This is a genomic window from Hyphomicrobium sp. (genome assembly GCF_035687085.1).
Taxonomy (GTDB): domain Bacteria; phylum Pseudomonadota; class Alphaproteobacteria; order Rhizobiales; family Hyphomicrobiaceae; genus Hyphomicrobium_B.
Window position 1 is genome coordinate 133,410 of sequence record NZ_DASRYS010000002.1, and the last position, 17,689, is coordinate 151,098.

The 17,689-nt window shown below is 58.1% G+C and carries 12 protein-coding genes and 1 pseudogene; 10 read left to right on the forward strand and 3 right to left on the reverse strand.

The features are described 5' to 3' along the window. Nucleotide 1 precedes the first annotated feature (1 nt). Nucleotides 2-380, reverse strand: a pseudogene (gene copM / locus VFG26_RS01080) (CopM family metallochaperone). 959 nt (nucleotides 381-1,339) lie between these two features. Between copM and mgtA the strand changes: the two are divergent. Further along, entirely contained in the window at nucleotides 1,340-3,853 is a 2,514-nt protein-coding gene (gene mgtA / locus VFG26_RS01085) for a magnesium-translocating P-type ATPase (protein WP_325021334.1), read from the forward strand. Between the two features lie 119 nt (nucleotides 3,854-3,972). Beyond that, nucleotides 3,973-4,458 (forward strand): hypothetical protein, encoded by a 486-nt coding sequence (locus tag VFG26_RS01090; protein ID WP_325021336.1) that lies wholly within the window; start codon nucleotides 3,973-3,975, stop codon nucleotides 4,456-4,458. 19 nt (nucleotides 4,459-4,477) lie between these two features. Here VFG26_RS01090 and VFG26_RS01095 read toward each other — a convergent pair whose 3' ends face one another. Continuing rightward, nucleotides 4,478-7,183, reverse strand: coding sequence for a bifunctional acetate--CoA ligase family protein/GNAT family N-acetyltransferase (locus tag VFG26_RS01095; RefSeq protein WP_325021338.1), 2,706 nt, complete (start codon nucleotides 7,181-7,183; stop codon nucleotides 4,478-4,480). Nucleotides 7,184-7,364: 181 nt separating this feature from the next. Here VFG26_RS01095 and VFG26_RS01100 point away from each other — a divergent pair, with 181 nt between their 5' ends. The 6 genes from VFG26_RS01100 to VFG26_RS01125 all read left to right on the forward strand — a co-directional run bounded on the left by VFG26_RS01100 (nucleotide 7,365) and on the right by VFG26_RS01125 (nucleotide 13,557). Beyond that, nucleotides 7,365-9,209, forward strand: coding sequence for a PHA/PHB synthase family protein (locus VFG26_RS01100; RefSeq protein WP_325021340.1), 1,845 nt, complete (start codon nucleotides 7,365-7,367; stop codon nucleotides 9,207-9,209). Between the two features lie 102 nt (nucleotides 9,210-9,311). Continuing rightward, nucleotides 9,312-9,686 (forward strand): phasin family protein, encoded by a 375-nt coding sequence (locus tag VFG26_RS01105; RefSeq protein WP_325021342.1) that lies wholly within the window; start codon nucleotides 9,312-9,314, stop codon nucleotides 9,684-9,686. A 76-nt stretch (nucleotides 9,687-9,762) separates the two neighbouring features. After that, complete coding sequence (locus VFG26_RS01110) at nucleotides 9,763-10,488, forward strand: CBS domain-containing protein (protein WP_325021343.1); 726 nt, start codon at nucleotides 9,763-9,765, stop codon at nucleotides 10,486-10,488. A 53-nt stretch (nucleotides 10,489-10,541) separates the two neighbouring features. Beyond that, a complete protein-coding gene (locus tag VFG26_RS01115) occupies nucleotides 10,542-11,627 on the forward strand; it encodes an MlaE family lipid ABC transporter permease subunit (RefSeq protein ID WP_325021996.1) in 1,086 nt (361 codons plus the stop codon). A gap of 3 nt (nucleotides 11,628-11,630) precedes the next feature. Beyond that, on the forward strand, nucleotides 11,631-12,422 hold the full coding sequence (locus VFG26_RS01120; protein WP_414653243.1) for an ABC transporter ATP-binding protein: 792 nt from the start codon (nucleotides 11,631-11,633) through the stop codon (nucleotides 12,420-12,422). A 10-nt stretch (nucleotides 12,423-12,432) separates the two neighbouring features. Continuing rightward, nucleotides 12,433-13,557, forward strand: a complete 1,125-nt coding sequence (locus VFG26_RS01125) for an ABC-type transport auxiliary lipoprotein family protein (RefSeq protein WP_325021347.1) — start codon at nucleotides 12,433-12,435, stop codon at nucleotides 13,555-13,557. 27 nt (nucleotides 13,558-13,584) lie between these two features. Here the strand turns inward: VFG26_RS01125 and VFG26_RS01130 are convergent, their stop codons facing one another. After that, complete coding sequence (locus tag VFG26_RS01130) at nucleotides 13,585-14,406, reverse strand: NYN domain-containing protein (RefSeq protein ID WP_325021349.1); 822 nt, start codon at nucleotides 14,404-14,406, stop codon at nucleotides 13,585-13,587. A gap of 506 nt (nucleotides 14,407-14,912) precedes the next feature. Between VFG26_RS01130 and VFG26_RS01135 the strand changes: the two genes are divergently transcribed. Continuing rightward, nucleotides 14,913-17,045 carry a heavy metal translocating P-type ATPase gene (locus tag VFG26_RS01135; RefSeq protein ID WP_414653247.1) on the forward strand — a complete coding sequence of 711 codons (2,133 nt, stop codon included), beginning with the start codon at nucleotides 14,913-14,915 and terminating at the stop codon, nucleotides 17,043-17,045. 179 nt (nucleotides 17,046-17,224) lie between these two features. Then, complete coding sequence (locus tag VFG26_RS01140) at nucleotides 17,225-17,662, forward strand: universal stress protein (protein ID WP_325021351.1); 438 nt, start codon at nucleotides 17,225-17,227, stop codon at nucleotides 17,660-17,662. Nucleotides 17,663-17,689 lie beyond the last annotated feature (27 nt).

The window sequence follows — 17,689 nt, forward strand, 5'->3', positions numbered from 1 at the left end:
CCTACTTCCCGTGCTTTTCGACCCAAGCCTTCATGAAGCCGATTTCAGATTCCTGCGCCTTCACGATTCCTTCGGCGAGTTTGCGCAACTCGGGGTCTTTGCCGTACTGAAGCTGGACCTTCGCCATATCGACCGCGCCCTCATGGTGCGGGATCATGCCTTTTCACGAAATCGACGTCGGCGTCGCCGCTCATCTGCGTGCTCATCTTCTCGTGCATCTTCATCATGGCGTCGTTGAATGCCTTGGATGACGCCGACTGTGAGCCTTCCGCCATGTGACCGGTGCCGTGCATGTGCTGCGCATTGTTCATGTCTCCGGCCCTTGAGGTCAGAGGCAGAGCCGATAGCGCCAAAGTCAGTGCGATTGTTGTCAGTCTCATTGTCTTCAATCCCTGAAATAAGCGCGCTTGCATTGCCTGCCGGCTGCGCGGGTGAAGACCCGAACAGCGGAAACAAGCGGAATCGATGCGTCGACCGGCCAAGCGCGAAGCCAGCCGGAGGCATCACAAAATTTCAGGGATTAAAGTTTGGGAGGCCGATCGAGGCCGGAGTCTGAACGCCCTGTGCGAACGTCGGAAACTTTGAAGGCAAGTTTGCCCGACCGCAGTGGATGAGGGATAATTCCATCAGTCGCCGCTAGGCCAAGGGCAGAGCAGGCGGACATTCCACATGTAGCAGCGCCGCCGCAACAGCAGCAGCCAGGTCCGCAGCCGGAGCCCGGTGTCGAATCTGCTGAGGCGACACTGACTTCTGTCGCGTGGTGCAGCTCTGCAGATTTTGTTTTCGAGATCTTCGCGCCAAAAAGACTTGACGCGTGAGACGAAGATTGAGCGGTAGACCGCTCAATGTGCGTAACCGCATGCTGCTTTTGCGTGCCATGATGATGGCCCTCGTGGGCAAACGCCAACGTCCCCGAAAAGAGGAAGAGAAGCGCGGCCGCAAGTGCGACCCTTATGGCGGCAACAAGTTTCACAAAATTCTCACCAGCTCGAAGTTGTTGCATACCCGATGGGGGTATGACTCGTCAACCCTGAGCGCCCGAAAGCTCTGTCCAGAATACCCATCAGAGTGCCGCAAAGTTGCAGGTCTGAAGCCATCATCAGCATGCGGGACGCGAATTTGGAAAGCATTGCTGATAGGTTGATCGGTTGATGCGCGCACGTCAGTCTCACAGTCTGGGTAACTCCCTTGCTGGCCCGGCTCACGGGCGATTGCCATGGATCAATTGAGCCGCACCGCCAGCTACTATTGTGCGCTGGCGAACAGCGCTGAATGGAGCAACGAGCGTGAGGGATGAGCGGCCAGTCCAGGACGATCGAAAGGGCGATCGGCTGAGATTTTGGACCCTTGCCACGACGACGTTTTACTCGCGCTTGGTTCGCGGCCGGAAGGCCTAACCTCGGCGGAGGCCGCAGAGCGGCTCGCGCGTTATGGCGCCAACATCGCGGTCGCCGGCGTACGACGAAGCCTTGTCCTCAAACTCGTGAGGCGGCTCAGTGAACCCTTGATCGCAATTCTGCTCATCGCAGCGGCAATTTCGGGGGTGATCGGGGACTGGCAGAGCTTCGTCATCATCGTGGTCATCGTCTTGTTTTCCGTCACGCTCGATATGGTGCAGGAGCAGAAGGCGGAATCAGCAGTCGCTGCGCTAAAGCGCTCTGTAGCAGTCAGCGCCGCCGTTCGCCGCGATGGACGCACGATCGAACTGCCGGTTGCAGATATCGTCCCGGGTGACATTGTTGAACTCCGCGCCGGCGATCTTGTGCCTGCGGACGGTATCATCATCAAAAGCCGAGCTGCGCTCGCCAATGAGGCCATCCTGACAGGAGAGCCTTATCCAGTCGAGAAGCGTGTCGGAGCCTGCGAAGGCCCCGCGCCCGCGGACGCTTTCGACGAACTCTTTGGGGGGACCAGCCTCGTCGGCGGTGAAGCCGTCATGCTCATCGTGGCGACGGGCGGAGCGACGCACTTCGGCGCTATTGCGGCTTCGATACAAGAGATGGCGACGCCGACGGCCTTTGAGCAGGGCGTTCATGCGCTCGGCATGTTAATCCTGCGTCTGACGGGCTTTCTTGTCCTCTTTGTGCTGCTGACTCAGCTCGTCAAACACGGGCTCTCTCTCGAAAGCTTTTTATTCGCTGTGGCGCTGGCCGTTGGTCTGACGCCCGAACTGCTTCCGATGGTTATCACTGTCACGCTCTCGCGCGGCGCGTTGCGAATGGCTGACCGTAAGGTGGTCGTCAAGCGGCTGTCGGCTATCCACGATCTCGGCGCGATGGACATCCTCTGCACTGATAAGACCGGCACGCTGACAGAGGCGAAGATCGCGCATGCCGGCAGCTTTGGCATCAACGGTGCAGAGAGCAATCGTGTCACTGAGTTCGCGCGGCTGAACAGTCACTTTGCGAGCGGCATGCGCAGCGCTTTGGACGATGCGCTGATGGCAGGCGAGTGCGTTGGCGTCAAAGACTGGCACCACATTGACGATCTACCATTCGATTTCAACCGGCGCCGATGCTCGATCTTGATCGCTCGCGGCAACGAACATGAGATGATCACAAAGGGCGCTCCGGAGTCGCTCCTCTCGCTGTGCAGCCAAGCGGAGATTGCAGAAGGTACTATCGTTCCGATCGATGCCGCGTTGAGGGCGGAAATCATCGACCTCATAGAGGCCAAGGGCCGGGAGGGTACCCGCCTGCTTGGCGTGGCGCGGCGGCCTATGGCGATAGATCGCGATCATATCGATCTCACCGATGAGGCCGATCTCATATTTGTCGGATGCGCGGCTTTCCGTGATCCGCCCAAGTTGTCGGCGACGAAAACCGTTGCCCGCCTCGCAGAGGCAGGCGTACGCGTAAAGGTCATCTCAGGCGATGCAGCGCCCGTTGTTCAGCATCTCGTCGAAACATTGAAGCTTCCGGCTCGCGGCATGATCGCGGGCGAAGAGATAACTGCCTTGAGCCAAGCTGCGCTTATCTCTAGAGCGCAGGAGGTCGATATTTTCGTTCGGGTTTCGCCGGAACAGAAGAGCCGTATCGTTCAGGCCTTACGTTCCGGCGGCCATACGGTTGGTTTTCTCGGCGACGGAATAAATGATGCGCCCGCCATTCATGCAGCCGACGTCGGTCTGTCAGTAGAAGGCGGAACGGAAGTGGCGCGCGAAGCTGCTGACATCATCCTGCTTGCGCCCGACCTCGGCGTCCTCGCGGACGGCGTGGCCGAAGGCCGGCGCACATACGCTAACATCATGAAATACGTGCGGATGGGAACGAGTTCGAACTTCGGCAACATGCTGTCGATGGCATTCGCTTCGCTGTTCTTGCCATTCCTCCCGCTGGCGTCAGTGCAGATTCTTCTCAACAATCTCATCTATGACGTTTCCGAAATCGGTATCCCCTTTGATTCCGCCGACGCAGAGGATCTCGCTCTGCCGAAGACCTGGGATATGAATGCCGTGCTCCGCTTCACTCTGATCATGGGCCTTCTATCATCCGTATTCGATGTGGCGACTTTTGCGCTGTTGCGGATTGGCTTTAATGTCAACGTCAGCGAATTTCGGACGGCATGGTTCGTCGAGTCGACAGCGACGCAGATCCTTGTCATCTTCATCATCCGCACGGCGCAGCCTTTCTGGGCGCGCAAGCCTCATCCGGTCCTCGTCGGCACGTCGCTTGGGGCATTGGCCGTGGCCCTCATCGTGGCGCTGACGCCGTTGGGCGGCATCGTCGGCTTCGTGCCCCTGCCGGCGTCAATTCTCGCCGCGGTTGCCGGCGTGACTTTGCTCTATCTTGCGAGCGCAGAAGTGTTGAAGCAGGCCGCTCTCTCGCCGCAACGGCGGAAGAAAGCCGCTTAAGGTTATCGAGGAGCAATGCCGATGAACACAGATCAAGGCTCTAGTGTCTGAGTGCTCCATCTTTTAAAGAGAGGGAAGCGCGTGCGGTGTTTATTTGCGAAATCGAAGGTTTGTGACCCGTGAACCTGCGAAGTCTCACTCAGGATATCGATAAACTATCGGCAGCTGACGCTGTAATTCTAAACAGTTATGCGCGTTATATCTTGAGAAAGTCCGCGCTCTTTGCGCTCGCCGCATTTATAGCGATTTGCGGCCTCGGATTGTTGGAGCTCGCTTCGTTTTGGCTTCTTGAGCCAACTTTGAGTCCTGCTGGAGCCGTGGCTGTTCTGGGCGCCGTCAACGTGTTTGTCGCACTTTTGGTTTTTGCAGTTGCCGTATTGCTCAAGCCTGGCCGCGAATTTTCATTCGCGCTCACCGTGCGAAAATCGGCGATACATGCACTCGAGCAGGACGTTTCACCGATGGCCGGCAGAGCCGATGCCTCTGCATTTACAATGGGTGAAGCGTTTGTGTCGGCGGTCGTCTTGCCACTCCTGATGACGCTGCTCCGAAACTTTAAGGCCGCACAGTCCGCGAAGACTGAATTGGCCGAAACAGAGAAATGAATCTCGATTTCTCGACCGCCTAAGACAGGCTCGCATGAACCGTGACGTCTCGGGGATGCCAGACGACTTCTCGAACAGACGGATCTTCCGGGGTTATGCGCAACTCGAAGCCGAGTTCATCGGCCATCGCGAGCATCTGCCGGTTATCGACGTGCACAAGTCCAAACACTTCCGTCACGCCTTCGGAACGCGCGTAGCTCAACAGCGCGTTCATGAGGTGCCGGCCGAGGCCGTGATTATGGAGATCGGACCTGATGAGCACACCGAATTCACCTCGGGTCCGGTCGGGTTCCAGAATGAGGCGTGACACACCGAGCAGCTCGCCAGAGTCTTTCTTTATCGCAACAAATGCCATTTCTCTTGCGTAGTCGATCTGCGTCAGCTTGGCCAAGAACGAGTGAGGAAACGCGCTCCGGCCCGTAAAGAAACGTAGGCGGATGTCGTCCGGTGATATGAGCGCGAAGAACGGTCCGTAACGCGGTTCGTCGTCTGGCCGGACCGGCCGCAGTGTGATCTCGCCGATGCCATTGACGGTAATCGCCTTTTGCAACCCCGCGGGATAGGGCCGGATAGCGAGTTCCTGTCTTGGGCTGATCCGCGCATCGGCAAGCTTCAGACGGGCATCGATCGCGATCACGCCGTGCTCGTCGGCCAACAGCGGATTGATATCCAGTTCGCGGATTTCAGGGTGACGGATAATGAGATCGCTCACGCGTACCAGAACATCCGCGACGGCGCGGACGTCGGAAGCGGGCCGGTCCCGATATCCGGCCAGCAAGCGAGAGATGCGCGTCTCGGCGATCATCTGGCGGGCGAGAAGGGTATCGAGCGGCGGCAGGGCCAGGGCACTGTCGCCAATGACTTCAACGGCGACGCCGCCGGCGCCGAACAACATCATCGGGCCAAATGTCTGATCGACGCTCATACCGACGATGAGTTCGAGTGCATTTGGTCTGCTGATCATAGGCTCAACGGTAAATCCATCGATGCGCGCGTTTGGCAGCTTGGCCTTAACGTGAGCCAGCATATCCACGGCCGCCTGTTCCGCGGATGCGGCGCTCTGCAGGCCGAGGCGTACACCGCCGACATCGGATTTGTGGGAGATATCGGGCGAGGCGATCTTGAGCGCGCATGCCTCCGTCTGCTTCAGCACGTCGGCCGCGATGGAGCGAACCTCGACGATGTCCCTGGCGAGTACGGCCTTGTTGGTTGGAATACCGTAGGCTGCGAGTATCGTCTTCGTTTCGAGTGCTGACGCTACGGTTCGCCCGGCTCTGAGGATACGCTGAATTTCCGCATCCGCATCTTCCGTATGGTAAGTCCGCTCGTCTGCGGCGACGGGCGGTGTCTGCATCAGCTCGTTTTGAGCTCGCGCATAGTCTACCAACTGCATGAAGCCGGTGACTGCTTCCGACGTCGTCGCGAAGGTTGGGATATTGTTTGCTGTGAATAGCTCGCGCGGTTCCTTTGCAACAGCCTCGCCGAGCCAGCACGTGATGACGGGCTTCGCTGCCCCGTTGCCGTCACGGCGGTTCAGGTCAATCTGGTTGATCACGGCCATCGCTGCATCGCGTGCCGATATGGTCGCGGTCGGACAGTGCAGAACGAGAACGGCATCGGACTGCGGATCCTGGAGAAGCTCGTGAAGCGCATCGGTGTACCGCTTCGCAGTGGCGTCGCCGATGATGTCGACGGGATTGCCGTGCGACCAGGTTGCCGGAAGGACCTTGTCGAGCGCCGACGTTGTCTTAGCATCGAGCTTTGCCAGAACGCCCTTGGCATCCTGCAATTCGTCGGCCGCGAGAACGCCGGCTCCGCCGCCGTTCGTCAGGATTGCCAGTCGTTCGCCGGCGATTTTTGATGCGTGGGCGAGGATTTCCGCAGCCGCGAAAAGTTCGTCGAGCGTTCTGACCCGCAGCAAACCCGAGCGGCGGAACGCTGCATCATAGGCAGCATCTGAGCCAGCCAACGCGCCGGTGTGCGAAAGAGCGGCGCGCGCTCCCCCAGTGTGGCGTCCGCTCTTGACGACGACGACGGGCTTCAACCTTGCAGCACGCCGGGCCGCAGAAAGAAATTTGGGTGCGTGGGTCACGGCTTCGACGTAGAGCAGAATGGCGCGGCTAGACCGGTCGGTCGCAAGATAGTCGAGCATGTCGCCAAGGTCGATGTCTGCCATTTCGCCGAGCGACACCACGTGCGAGAAGCCGATGTCACGAGCAGCCGCCCAGTCGATAACTGCCGTAATCAGCGCGCCAGATTGCGATACGAAAGCGAGATCGCCGGCTAGCGGAGCGCGATGTGCAAAGCTCGCATTCAGGCCAATCTGTGGAACCATAAGCCCGATGCAGTTCGGTCCGAGGATGCGGAGGCAATAGGGACGAGCGGCCTCGAGCATCTCTTTCGACCTTGGACCGAGACCCGCCGTCAGCACGACAGCGGCGCGTGTCCCTTTGCGGCCGAGGTCTGCAATGATGCTAGGCACAGCGGCGGGCGGCGCAGCGACGACCGCCAGGTCGGGCGCCTCGGCGAGGTCATTCACCGAGGGGTAGCAAGGGCGGCCATCGACCTCGGAATGATTTGGGTTAACCAGGCTGATGTCGCCAGCAAAGCCTCCTGCCGAGAGATTGCGCATCACCGTGAGCCCCACCGAGCGTGGCTTCGAACTGGCGCCAATCAATGCGACTGATTTTGGAGCCATCAGGTGAGTGAGGTTGCGTACGGTCATCCCGTTCCTTCGCTCATTCCGCATTTGCCGAGGATGTTTAGCCGGTACACGATCAGCCTGCAGCTGATTTGGATCAATCCCGAACGCCCGCGTCGACCAGCCTTTTTGACATGGGTCAATTCTATTGGCTCTGGGCGTCCTATTCGATATCCTGGTCTAGGATCATTTTGGAGAAGTTGCCGTGTTGACCAAGGTAGAGGGCAGCGGGCCCGAGCTGAACCCCAATTCAGGCTGCGTTCCCGCAAACGCGCGCGCCACAAGATCTGAGAGTTGCGCCGCGGACCCTTTGCGCCTGCACGATCAAGATGCATTCTATCAAAATCTGGACCGCTATTTGCACTATCTGCTGGCGCGGACGACGGCCGGTGTATCTCCCGCAGCATGCGCCAATGCTTGCTTCGATTGGGCTATTCACTTGGCAACGTCTCCGGGGCGCCAACTCGAGCGTTTTGGCGAAGCCGTTCATCAATGGACCCGTCTGGCGGACTATGCAAAAGCTGCGGCCTTGTCGGGGCCCGATGCGGCTCCATGCATTCTGCCACGGTCGAATGACAAGCGCTTTCACTCCGAGCGCTGGAAGGAGTTTCCCTTTAACGTCTATGCCCAATCCTTTCTTCTATGGGAGGAGTGGTGGCATTCTGCCGTTACAGGCGTGCGCGGGGTGGAAAAGCAGAATGCCGACCGACTCGACTTCATTACGAGACAGACGCTCGACGTCTTTGCCCCGACGAATTTTCCGCTGACCAACCCGGATGTCCTTGTACGCACCCAGGCAGAAGCGGGATCGAATCTCGTTCGCGGTCTATGGAACTTCCTTGAAGATCTTGATCGGCTTCGAAACAAGGAGGGGCCAGAAGGCGTCGAGAATTTCAAGGTTGGCGAAACGATCGCAGTCACGCCCGGGAAAGTCGTCTTTCGCAATCACCTGATCGAGCTCATCCAATATGCGCCGACGACGCCGGACGTGTATCCCGAGCCCATACTCATAATCCCCGCCTGGATCATGAAATTCTACATTCTCGATCTCAGGCCCGAAAACTCATTGGTCAAATATCTGACCGGCCAAGGCTTCACCGTGTTCATGGTTTCCTGGCGCAACCCGGGGGAAGAGGATCGCGACACGAGCTTCGAGGATTATCGCCGTCTTGGTGTGATGGCGGCTATTGACGCGGTCAGTGAGGTTGCCGGAGGACAGAAAATTCACGCCGCCGGGTACTGTCTTGGCGGAACGCTGCTGGCGACTGCGGCGGCAGCGATGGCGCTCGATAATGATGATCGTCTCAAAACTGTAACGTTTCTTGCTGCTCAAGCAGACTTCAGGGAAGCCGGTGAACTGACGTTGTTCATCGACGAAAGCCAGATTTCATTCCTCGAAGACATGATGGACGAGCAGGGGTTCCTGGATAGCACGCAGATGGCCGGGGCTTTCCAGCTTCTGCGCTCGAACGATCTCATCTGGTCCCATGTCATCAACCGCTACCTGCTGGGCGAACGCCAGCCCGTATTTGATCTATTGGCTTGGAACGCAGACGCGACGCGCATGCCTTACCGCATGCATTCGGACTATCTTCGTTCCCTCTTTCTCAACAATGATCTCGCTGAGGGACGCTACATGGTCGATGGGCGGGCGGTTGCGCTCACCGATCTTCACATGCCGATTTTCGCGCTCGGAACCGAGACTGATCACGTGGCGCCGTGGCGGTCGGTCTACAAGTTCAACATCCTGACGGACACGGATGTTACGTTTGTGCTGACCAGTGGAGGGCATAATGCCGGCGTCGTGTCGCCTCCCGGATCATCAGGACGCAGCTATCGGATGGCGACCAAGCGTGAAACCGATAGCTTTGAAAGCCCCGATGAGTGGCACGCCAGTGCGCCGAAATTCGAAGGCTCCTGGTGGCTGGCGTGGACAGATTGGCTCGCTGAACGTTCATCCGAGAAGTCCTCGCCACCGTCAATGGGCGCGCCGCGGGACGGACTGGAACCCCTCGAAAATGCGCCGGGCACTTACGTTTTTCAGCGGTAAGATTATTAGGTTGGCCGTTGTTGATTTCCATCAAGGCAGAAAAATACGGACGGGCGAAGGTAATAGTGGTGAGGGTCCGATTGTAGCGTAGGAGGTCCGGTTATGTCAGATCGTCAACAATACTCAGAACCCAAAGTGACGCCCGATGCGGCTCCTGGAATTACCATTTTTCCCTTACTCGCAACCTGGAATCCGGTAGCCGGGGAACTCGGCACCTGGAATTCGGATGCCCGGCACGCGAGCGAGGCAATCACGCAAAGCTGGCTCCGGCTCGTCGGCGACCGCATGGCAAAAGACGCTGCTTTCCCGCAGCAGCTTGCGAATTGCAAGACAATTGACGACGTCTATCAGGTCTATGCGAAGTTTTGGCAGCAAGCTGCCAATGACTACGGCAAAGGCTTCACCGCCATCGCCGATGCGGTCTGGCAAGCAGCGCGTGGGCCACTCGCGCCGTTCTCCTCAAGCAAACGCCAGTAGTGCTGCGGATGTTCTGGGCATCGATCTGCTATTCACGCTCGCTCCAAGGAGTTGAACCATGAAAGCGCGGGATGTCATGACAAAAAACGTGGTGTCGATCACGCCAGATAGGTCGATCGCGGAAATGGCAGAGACGATGCAGAAGTTCCGCGTCAGCGGTTTGCCCGTGATCGACGCAAGCGGACGGCTGGTTGGACTCGTTACCGAGGGCGATTGTCTGCGTCGCACTGAGATCGGAACCGCGTCCACGAGGTCAGGCTGGCGCTGGTATCTCGCGTCCACGGAAATGCTCGCTGGCGAATACATTCGTTCTCATGGCCGCAAGGTCGCCGACGTAATGACGCGCGATTTGATTACGATCGGCGAAGAAACGGATCTCGATGAGATTGTTCATCTCATGGAAAAACATCAGGTGAAGCGTCTGCCTGTCGTAAGGGATGGCGCCGTGATCGGGATTGTAAGTCGGGCCAATCTCGTGCAGCAGCTGGCGACCTTGGCGCGCGGTGGAGGCAATGGGCGTGAGGACGATGCCGTTATCCGCGAGAAAGTGCGCGCGGAACTCGGAAAGCTTCCCTGGATGGCTATCGAGTTCGTCAATCCCACTGTGAAAGACGGGGTAGTCGACCTCTGGGGTTCATTCACCGCCTATCAGCAGGACCAGGCAGCCGTAGTGGCCGCGGAAAATGTTCCGGGCGTCAAAGAGGTTCGGAGCCATCTCGCGTGGGTCGATCCGGTCTCTGGATTGGTTGTGTATTCGCCTGACGAAGAGGAGCAATACTTGCCGGCAGAACGTGTGTCTTGAGCGCAGACTCCACGTCCCTGCTGACAGCCGTCCGAGAGTCGAATTCGTCGCTCATGACGGCGGCGAACGAATGGACCGCGGAGCGAGCCAAGGCACTCGATCAAATCGTCGGTTCGTTCTTGGCTGAAGCTGATCCCCCAATCCCAACATCGATAGACATGAGCGGTGTCCGTGCCTTCGACACTTTCGGCGCGTGGCAACTTGCGCGCTTAGATCGCGAGTTGAAATCGCGCGGAATCGAAGTGACGATTGTCGGTCTTCCAAACCGATACGCCGCCTTGTTCGATGCCGTGCAAAAGTCGAGCGAAGAAGCCGGCCGTGTGCATCCAATCGCCCGTTTGGGATATTCAGGGGCCCCGGCAGTCGGAGAGTACGTTACGCGCGCTTGGCAAAATTTTCTGCTGCTTCTCAACATGCTTGGCGCGGTTTCCGTCTCGGCTCTCCGGGCGACGCTCAATCCCCGGGAATTCCGGTTGACGTCCACGGTACACCATCTTGATCGGGTCGCTTGGCAGGCAGTGCCGATCATCCTGTTGATCACGTTTTTGATCGGCGCGATCATCGCGCAGCAGGGCTTTTTCCATTTCCGGAAATTCGGCGCGGACGACTATGTGGTGGATATGGTCGGCATTCTCGTTCTCCGTGAGATTGGCGTGCTCATAGTGGCCATCATGGTGGCGGGCCGTTCGGGTAGCTCTTACACGGCCGAGCTTGGGTCGATGAAAATGCGGGAGGAAATCGACGCGCTGAGGACGATGGGCTTCAACCCCACAGACGTTCTCATTTTACCTCGGGTTATCGCCCTGGTGATTGCGCTACCGATCCTGACGTTCCTCGGCTCGATGTCGGCGCTTTACGGTGCCGAACTGGTTGCCTGGCTGTACGGCGGGATGAGCCCGGAAATTTTCGTTGCACGGCTGAAAGAAGCCATCTCGATCACGCACTTCAAAGTGGGAATGATCAAAGCACCCTTCATGGCGCTCGTCATAGGCATCGTAGCGTGCACCGAAGGCTTGAAAGTAAAAGGGAGTGCCGAATCTCTCGGGCTTCAGACGACGTCTTCCGTCGTGACGTCGATTTTTCTCGTCATTGTTCTCGACGGACTGTTCGCGATCTTTTTCGCATCGATTGGCATGTGAGCCATGGAGAGCGCTGCAGTCCAACCGATGATCCACGTTCGTGATTTGGTGGTCGGTTTTGCCGATCGGATCGTGCTCGATCATATCTCCCTGGACGTCCGACGCGGCGAGATTCTCGGCCTCGTAGGCGGTTCGGGCAGTGGCAAGTCCGTCCTGTTACGAACGATCATCGGACTGCTGCCCAAGCGCACCGGTACGATCGAGATTCTCGGGCAAAACGTGGATGTTCTGGATGACGAGGCTCGTCGCCAGTTCCAGCGACGCTGGGGTGTTCTATTTCAAAACGGGGCGCTTTTCTCATCGTTGACCGTCATTCAGAATGTGCAATTTGCGATGCGCGAGTTTCTGCGCCTCCCCGAAACCATGTTGGAAGAATTAGCGGCGACGAAGCTCGCTATGGTTGGGCTATCGAGGAGGGACGAGAACAAGTTTCCTTCCGAACTTTCGGGTGGCATGACGAAGCGCGTTGCCTTGGCTCGCGCTCTTGCACTCGATCCGGAATTGGTTTTTCTCGACGAGCCAACCTCCGGCCTCGATCCCATATCGGCGGGCGAGTTTGATGCTTTGATCCGAACGCTCCAAAGGACGCTCGGTCTGACGGTCTTCATGATCACTCACGATCTAAATACTCTGCACGCGGTATGTGATCGCATTGCGGTCCTGGCAGAGGGGAAAATAGTGGCGGATGGTCCGATGTCCGCGATTCTTTCCAGCGAGCACCCCTGGGTAATCTCCTATTTTCGGGGGCAGCGGGGACGGCTGCTCGAACACGGATCTGCACGCCTACCTGATTGAGGGAACAAGGATGGAAATCCGCGCGCGCTACACATTGATCGGATTGTTCACCCTGTCGGCTGTCGCGGCAATTTTTGCGTTTGTCTACTGGTTGAACCATGCCGGCGGCCTGACAAAGCAAACACTCTACCGCGTACGATTTGAAAATACTGTGTCCGGGCTTCTCAAGGGCTCTGGCGTGCAGTTCAATGGCATCCGAGTCGGTGAAGTCATTGCGCTACAATTGAACCCGGAAAATCCAAAGCAGGTGATCGCGGTTATGTCCATTGACCGCGAGACGCCAGTACGTGCCGACACCAAGGTTGAGATCGCATTTCAAGGGCTCACGGGTTCACCGGTCCTCTCGTTGAACGGGGGAGCGGCGAACGCGCCGGCCGTAACCTCGACCGACGGTAAGCCGCCGCTTCTTACCGCTGATCCCGATGCTGGCCAAAACATGACGGACTCTGCGCGCAGCGTTCTTCGCCACATCGACGCGATCGTAACAGACAACGCCGAGCCGCTGCGTTCGCTCATTGCAAATATCAATACCTTCTCCGCTGCACTTGCTCGCAATTCGGATCGCGTTGACGGAATACTGTCGGGTCTTGAGCGCATGACGGGCGGGGGAACACAAAAAGCGTCAACGCATGTTTTTGATCTCAAAGCCGCGGACGCGTTTCCGCCGCTAACAAAAATTCCGCAAGGCCAGCTCGTCATTCCCGAACCAGATGTGGTGGGCAGCGTCTTCAACGATCAGGTCACGGTCGTAACGCCAGCGGGTGACCGTTCCCCAGCGATCCAGGCAAAATGGCCAGATACGTTGAGCCGGCTTGTGCAATCGCGTGTGGTTCAGAGTTTCGATAATGCCGGCTATCTGAAGACCCTTGGACGCCAGCCCGAAGGGCTCAAGATCGATTACCAGCTCTTGCTAGATTTGCGCAGCTTCCAAGTCGTGATGTCACCAACGCCCATCGCCGAGATCTCCTTTTCAGCGAAGATCATAGGCGAAAATGGCAATATCCTCGGTGCAAAGCTGTTCGAAGCTCGAATCCCTTCGAGCATCTCGGACGAAGCGAGCGCCGTTGCCGCTCTCAATCAAGCGTTCACCCTGGTCATAACGGATCTCGTCATTTGGACGTGCAAAACTGCCTAGGTTGCCGTTGATCTCGCGGATTGTGGGCTATGAGCCCCTGCCGAGGCTCCGGATCACGTAGCCTCCCGAACGATCATCAAGCTCGAGGTCGAGTTGTCCACGAGCCTGGGCTTCCAAAAGAAGATCATTGAACGAGCCAAAGCCGTAGAACGACTCATTGAAGCTGGGCCGGCGTCGTTTCAAAGTCTGCTTGACCATAGATCCCCAAAGCTTGGCTGAGCCGCTTCGCTCCGCCTGAAGCGCTGCGATCGTTTCCCGCACAAGATCGATTGCCTGCTGCGTTCGATCCTCGGCGGTCTTTGACGTCTTATCGATAACTTTTGCCGATACCGGAGCCTTGGCTTCGTCTTCGCTGCGTGTGCGCCTGACGGCCGGTTCTCGCTTCAAGACCAGATCGTCATAAAGGATGAATTCATCGCAATTGCTCATCAAGAGGTCGGAGGTGGAGTTCTTCACGCCTACCCCGATGACCGTCTTCGCATTCTCGCGAAGCTTGCTCACCAGCGGTGAAAAATCCGAGTCGCCTGAGATGATCACAAACGTATCGATGTGGGCTTTCGTATAGCAGAGATCGAGAGCATCTACGACCATTCGAATATCAGCCGAGTTCTTGCCCGATTGCCGAACATGGGGAATATCGATCAGCTCGAACGCCGCCTCGTGCATCGTGACCTTGAATTCCTTGTAGCGATCCCAATCGCAATAGGCCTTCTTGACGACAATGCTGCCCTTGAGGAGAAGCTTCTGGAGCACAAGCTGGATGTTGAAGCTCGCAAACTTGGCATCGCGTGCGCCCAAGGCAATGTTCTCGAAATCGCAGAACAGGGCGAGATTGCCTTCATCACTCATGTTCGGCTCCATTGTGAGGTCCGGGTTGAACCGGTTCCGTGCTGCGTCCACAACCAGCTATCGTGAAAGTGCCGCCACGACTGAGCAGTAGCAAGGTCACCAGCTAAGGAAGGAGCCATTTTCAACTCCAGCCCTTCCGAGTGAAATGAACGCAGTATAATGTGCCGTTGCATGGATAGAGGTCCAGGACGTCGAACATGAACCCCGATACGAGGTGTTCGTTCGGCGTATCAATCTCGACGCCGCCCCGCTAACCGGCGCGTTGCCGCGATGGTTCAACGGCCGGGATCGAACAGCTTTTCGGGCCGGTCGTGTGGTCCCAAAGTCTGCGAGGCTCAACCTTGCCTATTGCCTTTCCTGAGAGACTGCAGCGGCGAGCACTTCTTGCAATCGCACTGACTGGATTGGCATCCGGCGGCCTGCTTTACGCGACCGGCCATCCCGTTGCCGCAAAATGGCTTTGGGCGGCAGGTACGGTGCCGGTCGTCATCGGGCTGTTCGTGTCCATGGTGCGCGACCTCATGGCCGGGCGTATGGGCGTCGATGCCGTTGCGTTCGTTTCCATGACGGCAGCACTCCTGCTCGGGCAGCCCCTTGCCGGGGTCGTTGTGGCGGTCATGTATGCCGGCGGCAATCTGCTGGAGGATTTTGCCGTCGCGCGCGCCGAACGCGATCTCAAGTCTCTGACCGACCGTGCCCCCCGCATCGCTCACCGGCGCCACGGAGACGTGTTGGAAGACGTCGCAATCGAAGACGTCGCCGTCGGCGATACCGTCTTGGTGCGCGCCGGCGAAGTCATTCCCATTGATGGCGTCATCCTCGCAGCGTCGGCAACGCTCGACGAAGCTGCATTGACGGGTGAGCCCATTCCCGTGACGCGGCCGAAAGGAGATCCCGTTCATAGCGGCACGATCAACGCGGGCGAAACATTCGAAATGCGCGCGACAGCGAGTGCCAGCGAAAGCACTTACGCTGGAATCATCAAGTTGGTGACCGCGGCGCAAACTGCGAAGGCGCCGTTCATCCGGGTCGCAGATCGCTATGCGTTATTGCTGCTGCCGGTGACGCTGGCGTTGGCGACAGCAGCTTGGCTATGGTCGGGTGATCCCATCCGTGGCCTAGCCGTTCTCGTGGCATCGACGCCCTGTCCGCTCATTCTAGCGGCTCCAGTCGCTTTCATCGCCGGTATCTCGCGCGCGGCTCGCCGCGGCATTCTAATCAAAGGCGGTGCCGCGATCGAAGCACTGGCGCGAACGCACACCGTGATGTTCGACAAGACCGGCACGCTGACCGTGGGCGGCGCGAGGCTAGTCGCAATTGAAACCGCGCCGCAGCGATCGGCCGACGAAATACTCCGCCTTGCGGGCTCTCTCGAGCAGGCGTCCCATCATGTGGTCGCGGCAGCAATCGTTACCGCGGCGCGTGCGCGGGGACTGATGCTGTCTCAGCCGACAAAGGTCAAAGAGACGATGGGATCGGGCCTTCAGGGTTGGGTCGAAGGTCACCTAGTGCGCGCGGGTTCCTTCGATTTGGTATATGGGCCGGTACAGCCTCAACCCTGGGCGATACGCGCGCTGCGTCGGGCATCATGGCGATCAGCGCTGAGTGTATTCGTGTCAGTGGATGGTACGATGATCGGTGCGATCCTTTTGGCTGACGAACTGCGGCGCGAAACGCCAAGGGCGGTGCAAAATCTGCGCACCGCTGGGGTTAAGCGGATCATTATGGTGACTGGCGATCGCGCCGAGTCTGCTGACACAATCGCTGCCGCTCTCGACCTCGACGCGGTGCTTGCCGAACGAGTCCCATCGGACAAAGTTGAGGCCGTCGTTATCGAACAACGGCTTCACCCAACAATTATGGTCGGCGATGGCATCAACGATGCGCCCGCTCTTGCGGCCGCCGACGTCGGTATCGCAATGGGCGCCCGTGGCGCGAGCGCGTCTTCCGAGGCCGCCGACGTCGTTATTCTCGTTGATCAGCTCGATCGGGTCTCTGACGCTGTTGCGATTGCCCGGCGAACGCGACGCATTGCTATTCAGAGCATCGCTGCAGGCATGGCCATGTCAGGCGTCGCTATGATCGCCGCGGCTTTCGGATATCTGACGCCAGTAGAGGGTGCCCTGACACAGGAGGCAATTGACGTCGCTGTCATACTCAATGCGCTGCGTGCGCTGACACCAGGTTGGAGATTTGGTCAGCCTCGGCTCCAGACGGATTCCAGCCGCGCTCTTCGGCAGGATCACTGTGGACTTCAAGCCAGCCTCGATCGCTTAAGAGAAATTGCTGACGCTCTCGACGAGGCGTCTCCTCAGGCGGCGGTGCCGCTAATCCTTGAAGCGAACGATCTGATTTCTCGCAACATCGTCGAACACGAGCGGGATGACGAGAGCAATGTGTATCCGCGAATTGCCAAAATCATTCATGACGCTCCGGGGCTCGTCGCCATGAGCCGTGCACACCGCGAAATTCTTCATTTATCGCGCTTGCTTTCAAGATTGACGAACGGTCTGAAGGTTGAGGCCGTGGACAGATATCTGATCCGAGATGCTCAGCGAGTGATCGAGTCTATTGAATCACTCGTTCGCATACACAATGCACAGGAGGAGGACATCTACGAGCAAGCAGCCGCAGGCTAGCCTCCGGCGTGGCAGTTAACCGTCCCGTCGCAATGAAGCGCCCCCATAGGGCGCTGACCGACGACTTGACGCTGATCAACGTTATTGGATCGGATGCATGCATCCTGAAGTAGCAACGCCATAACGTGCGAGTAATAATGCTTCTATGATGTGGTACCTATTCGGCTGAGTGAGCTGACATGTTTAAACATCTACTTATTGCGACCGACGGTTCAGAGTTGGCTCAAAAAGCTGTTGCGCAGGGCTTTGACTTGGCAAAATCGGTCAATGCAAAAGTGACCATCGTAACCGTGAGCGAGCCTTGGAGATTAGCGGCTCCGGCAGAAGTTGCGGTTGTCTTTCCGGTAGAAGAATACGAGCGGGCCGCAGCAGCGAACGCAGGCAAGATCTTGGCCGAGGCCTCTGCTATCGGGGCAAAATTGCAAATCTCTTGCGACACAGTTCACGTCAAAGAGAAATTTCCCGCCGAGGGGATCGTTGAAACCGCGCACGCACGCAGCTGCGATTTGATCGTAATGGCATCGCATGGCCGTCGAGGCTTGATGCGCCTCGTGCTCGGCAGTGAGGCTCATCGCGTCGTAACGCAGAGCTCGACGTCGGTTTTGATCTGCCGATGAAGGCGAGCCTTCAGCTTAGCGTCGCTG

What these genes read in the sequence shown, in the direction of transcription:
- VFG26_RS01125 (WP_325021347.1), top strand. Translation starts at nt 12,433, where the DNA reads ATGGAAATCCGCGCGCGCTACACATTGATCGGATTGTTCACCCTGTCG.
- VFG26_RS01130 (WP_325021349.1), bottom strand. Translation starts at nt 14,406, where the DNA reads ATGAGTGATGAAGGCAATCTCGCCCTGTTCTGCGATTTCGAGAACATT.
- VFG26_RS01105 (WP_325021342.1), top strand. Translation starts at nt 9,312, where the DNA reads ATGTCAGATCGTCAACAATACTCAGAACCCAAAGTGACGCCCGATGCG.
- VFG26_RS01095 (WP_325021338.1), bottom strand. Translation starts at nt 7,183, where the DNA reads ATGACCGTACGCAACCTCACTCACCTGATGGCTCCAAAATCAGTCGCA.
- VFG26_RS01135 (WP_414653247.1), top strand. Translation starts at nt 14,913, where the DNA reads ATGGTGCGCGACCTCATGGCCGGGCGTATGGGCGTCGATGCCGTTGCG.
- VFG26_RS01120 (WP_414653243.1), top strand. Translation starts at nt 11,631, where the DNA reads ATGGAGAGCGCTGCAGTCCAACCGATGATCCACGTTCGTGATTTGGTG.
- VFG26_RS01115 (WP_325021996.1), top strand. Translation starts at nt 10,542, where the DNA reads ATGACGGCGGCGAACGAATGGACCGCGGAGCGAGCCAAGGCACTCGAT.
- VFG26_RS01140 (WP_325021351.1), top strand. Translation starts at nt 17,225, where the DNA reads ATGTTTAAACATCTACTTATTGCGACCGACGGTTCAGAGTTGGCTCAA.
- VFG26_RS01110 (WP_325021343.1), top strand. Translation starts at nt 9,763, where the DNA reads ATGACAAAAAACGTGGTGTCGATCACGCCAGATAGGTCGATCGCGGAA.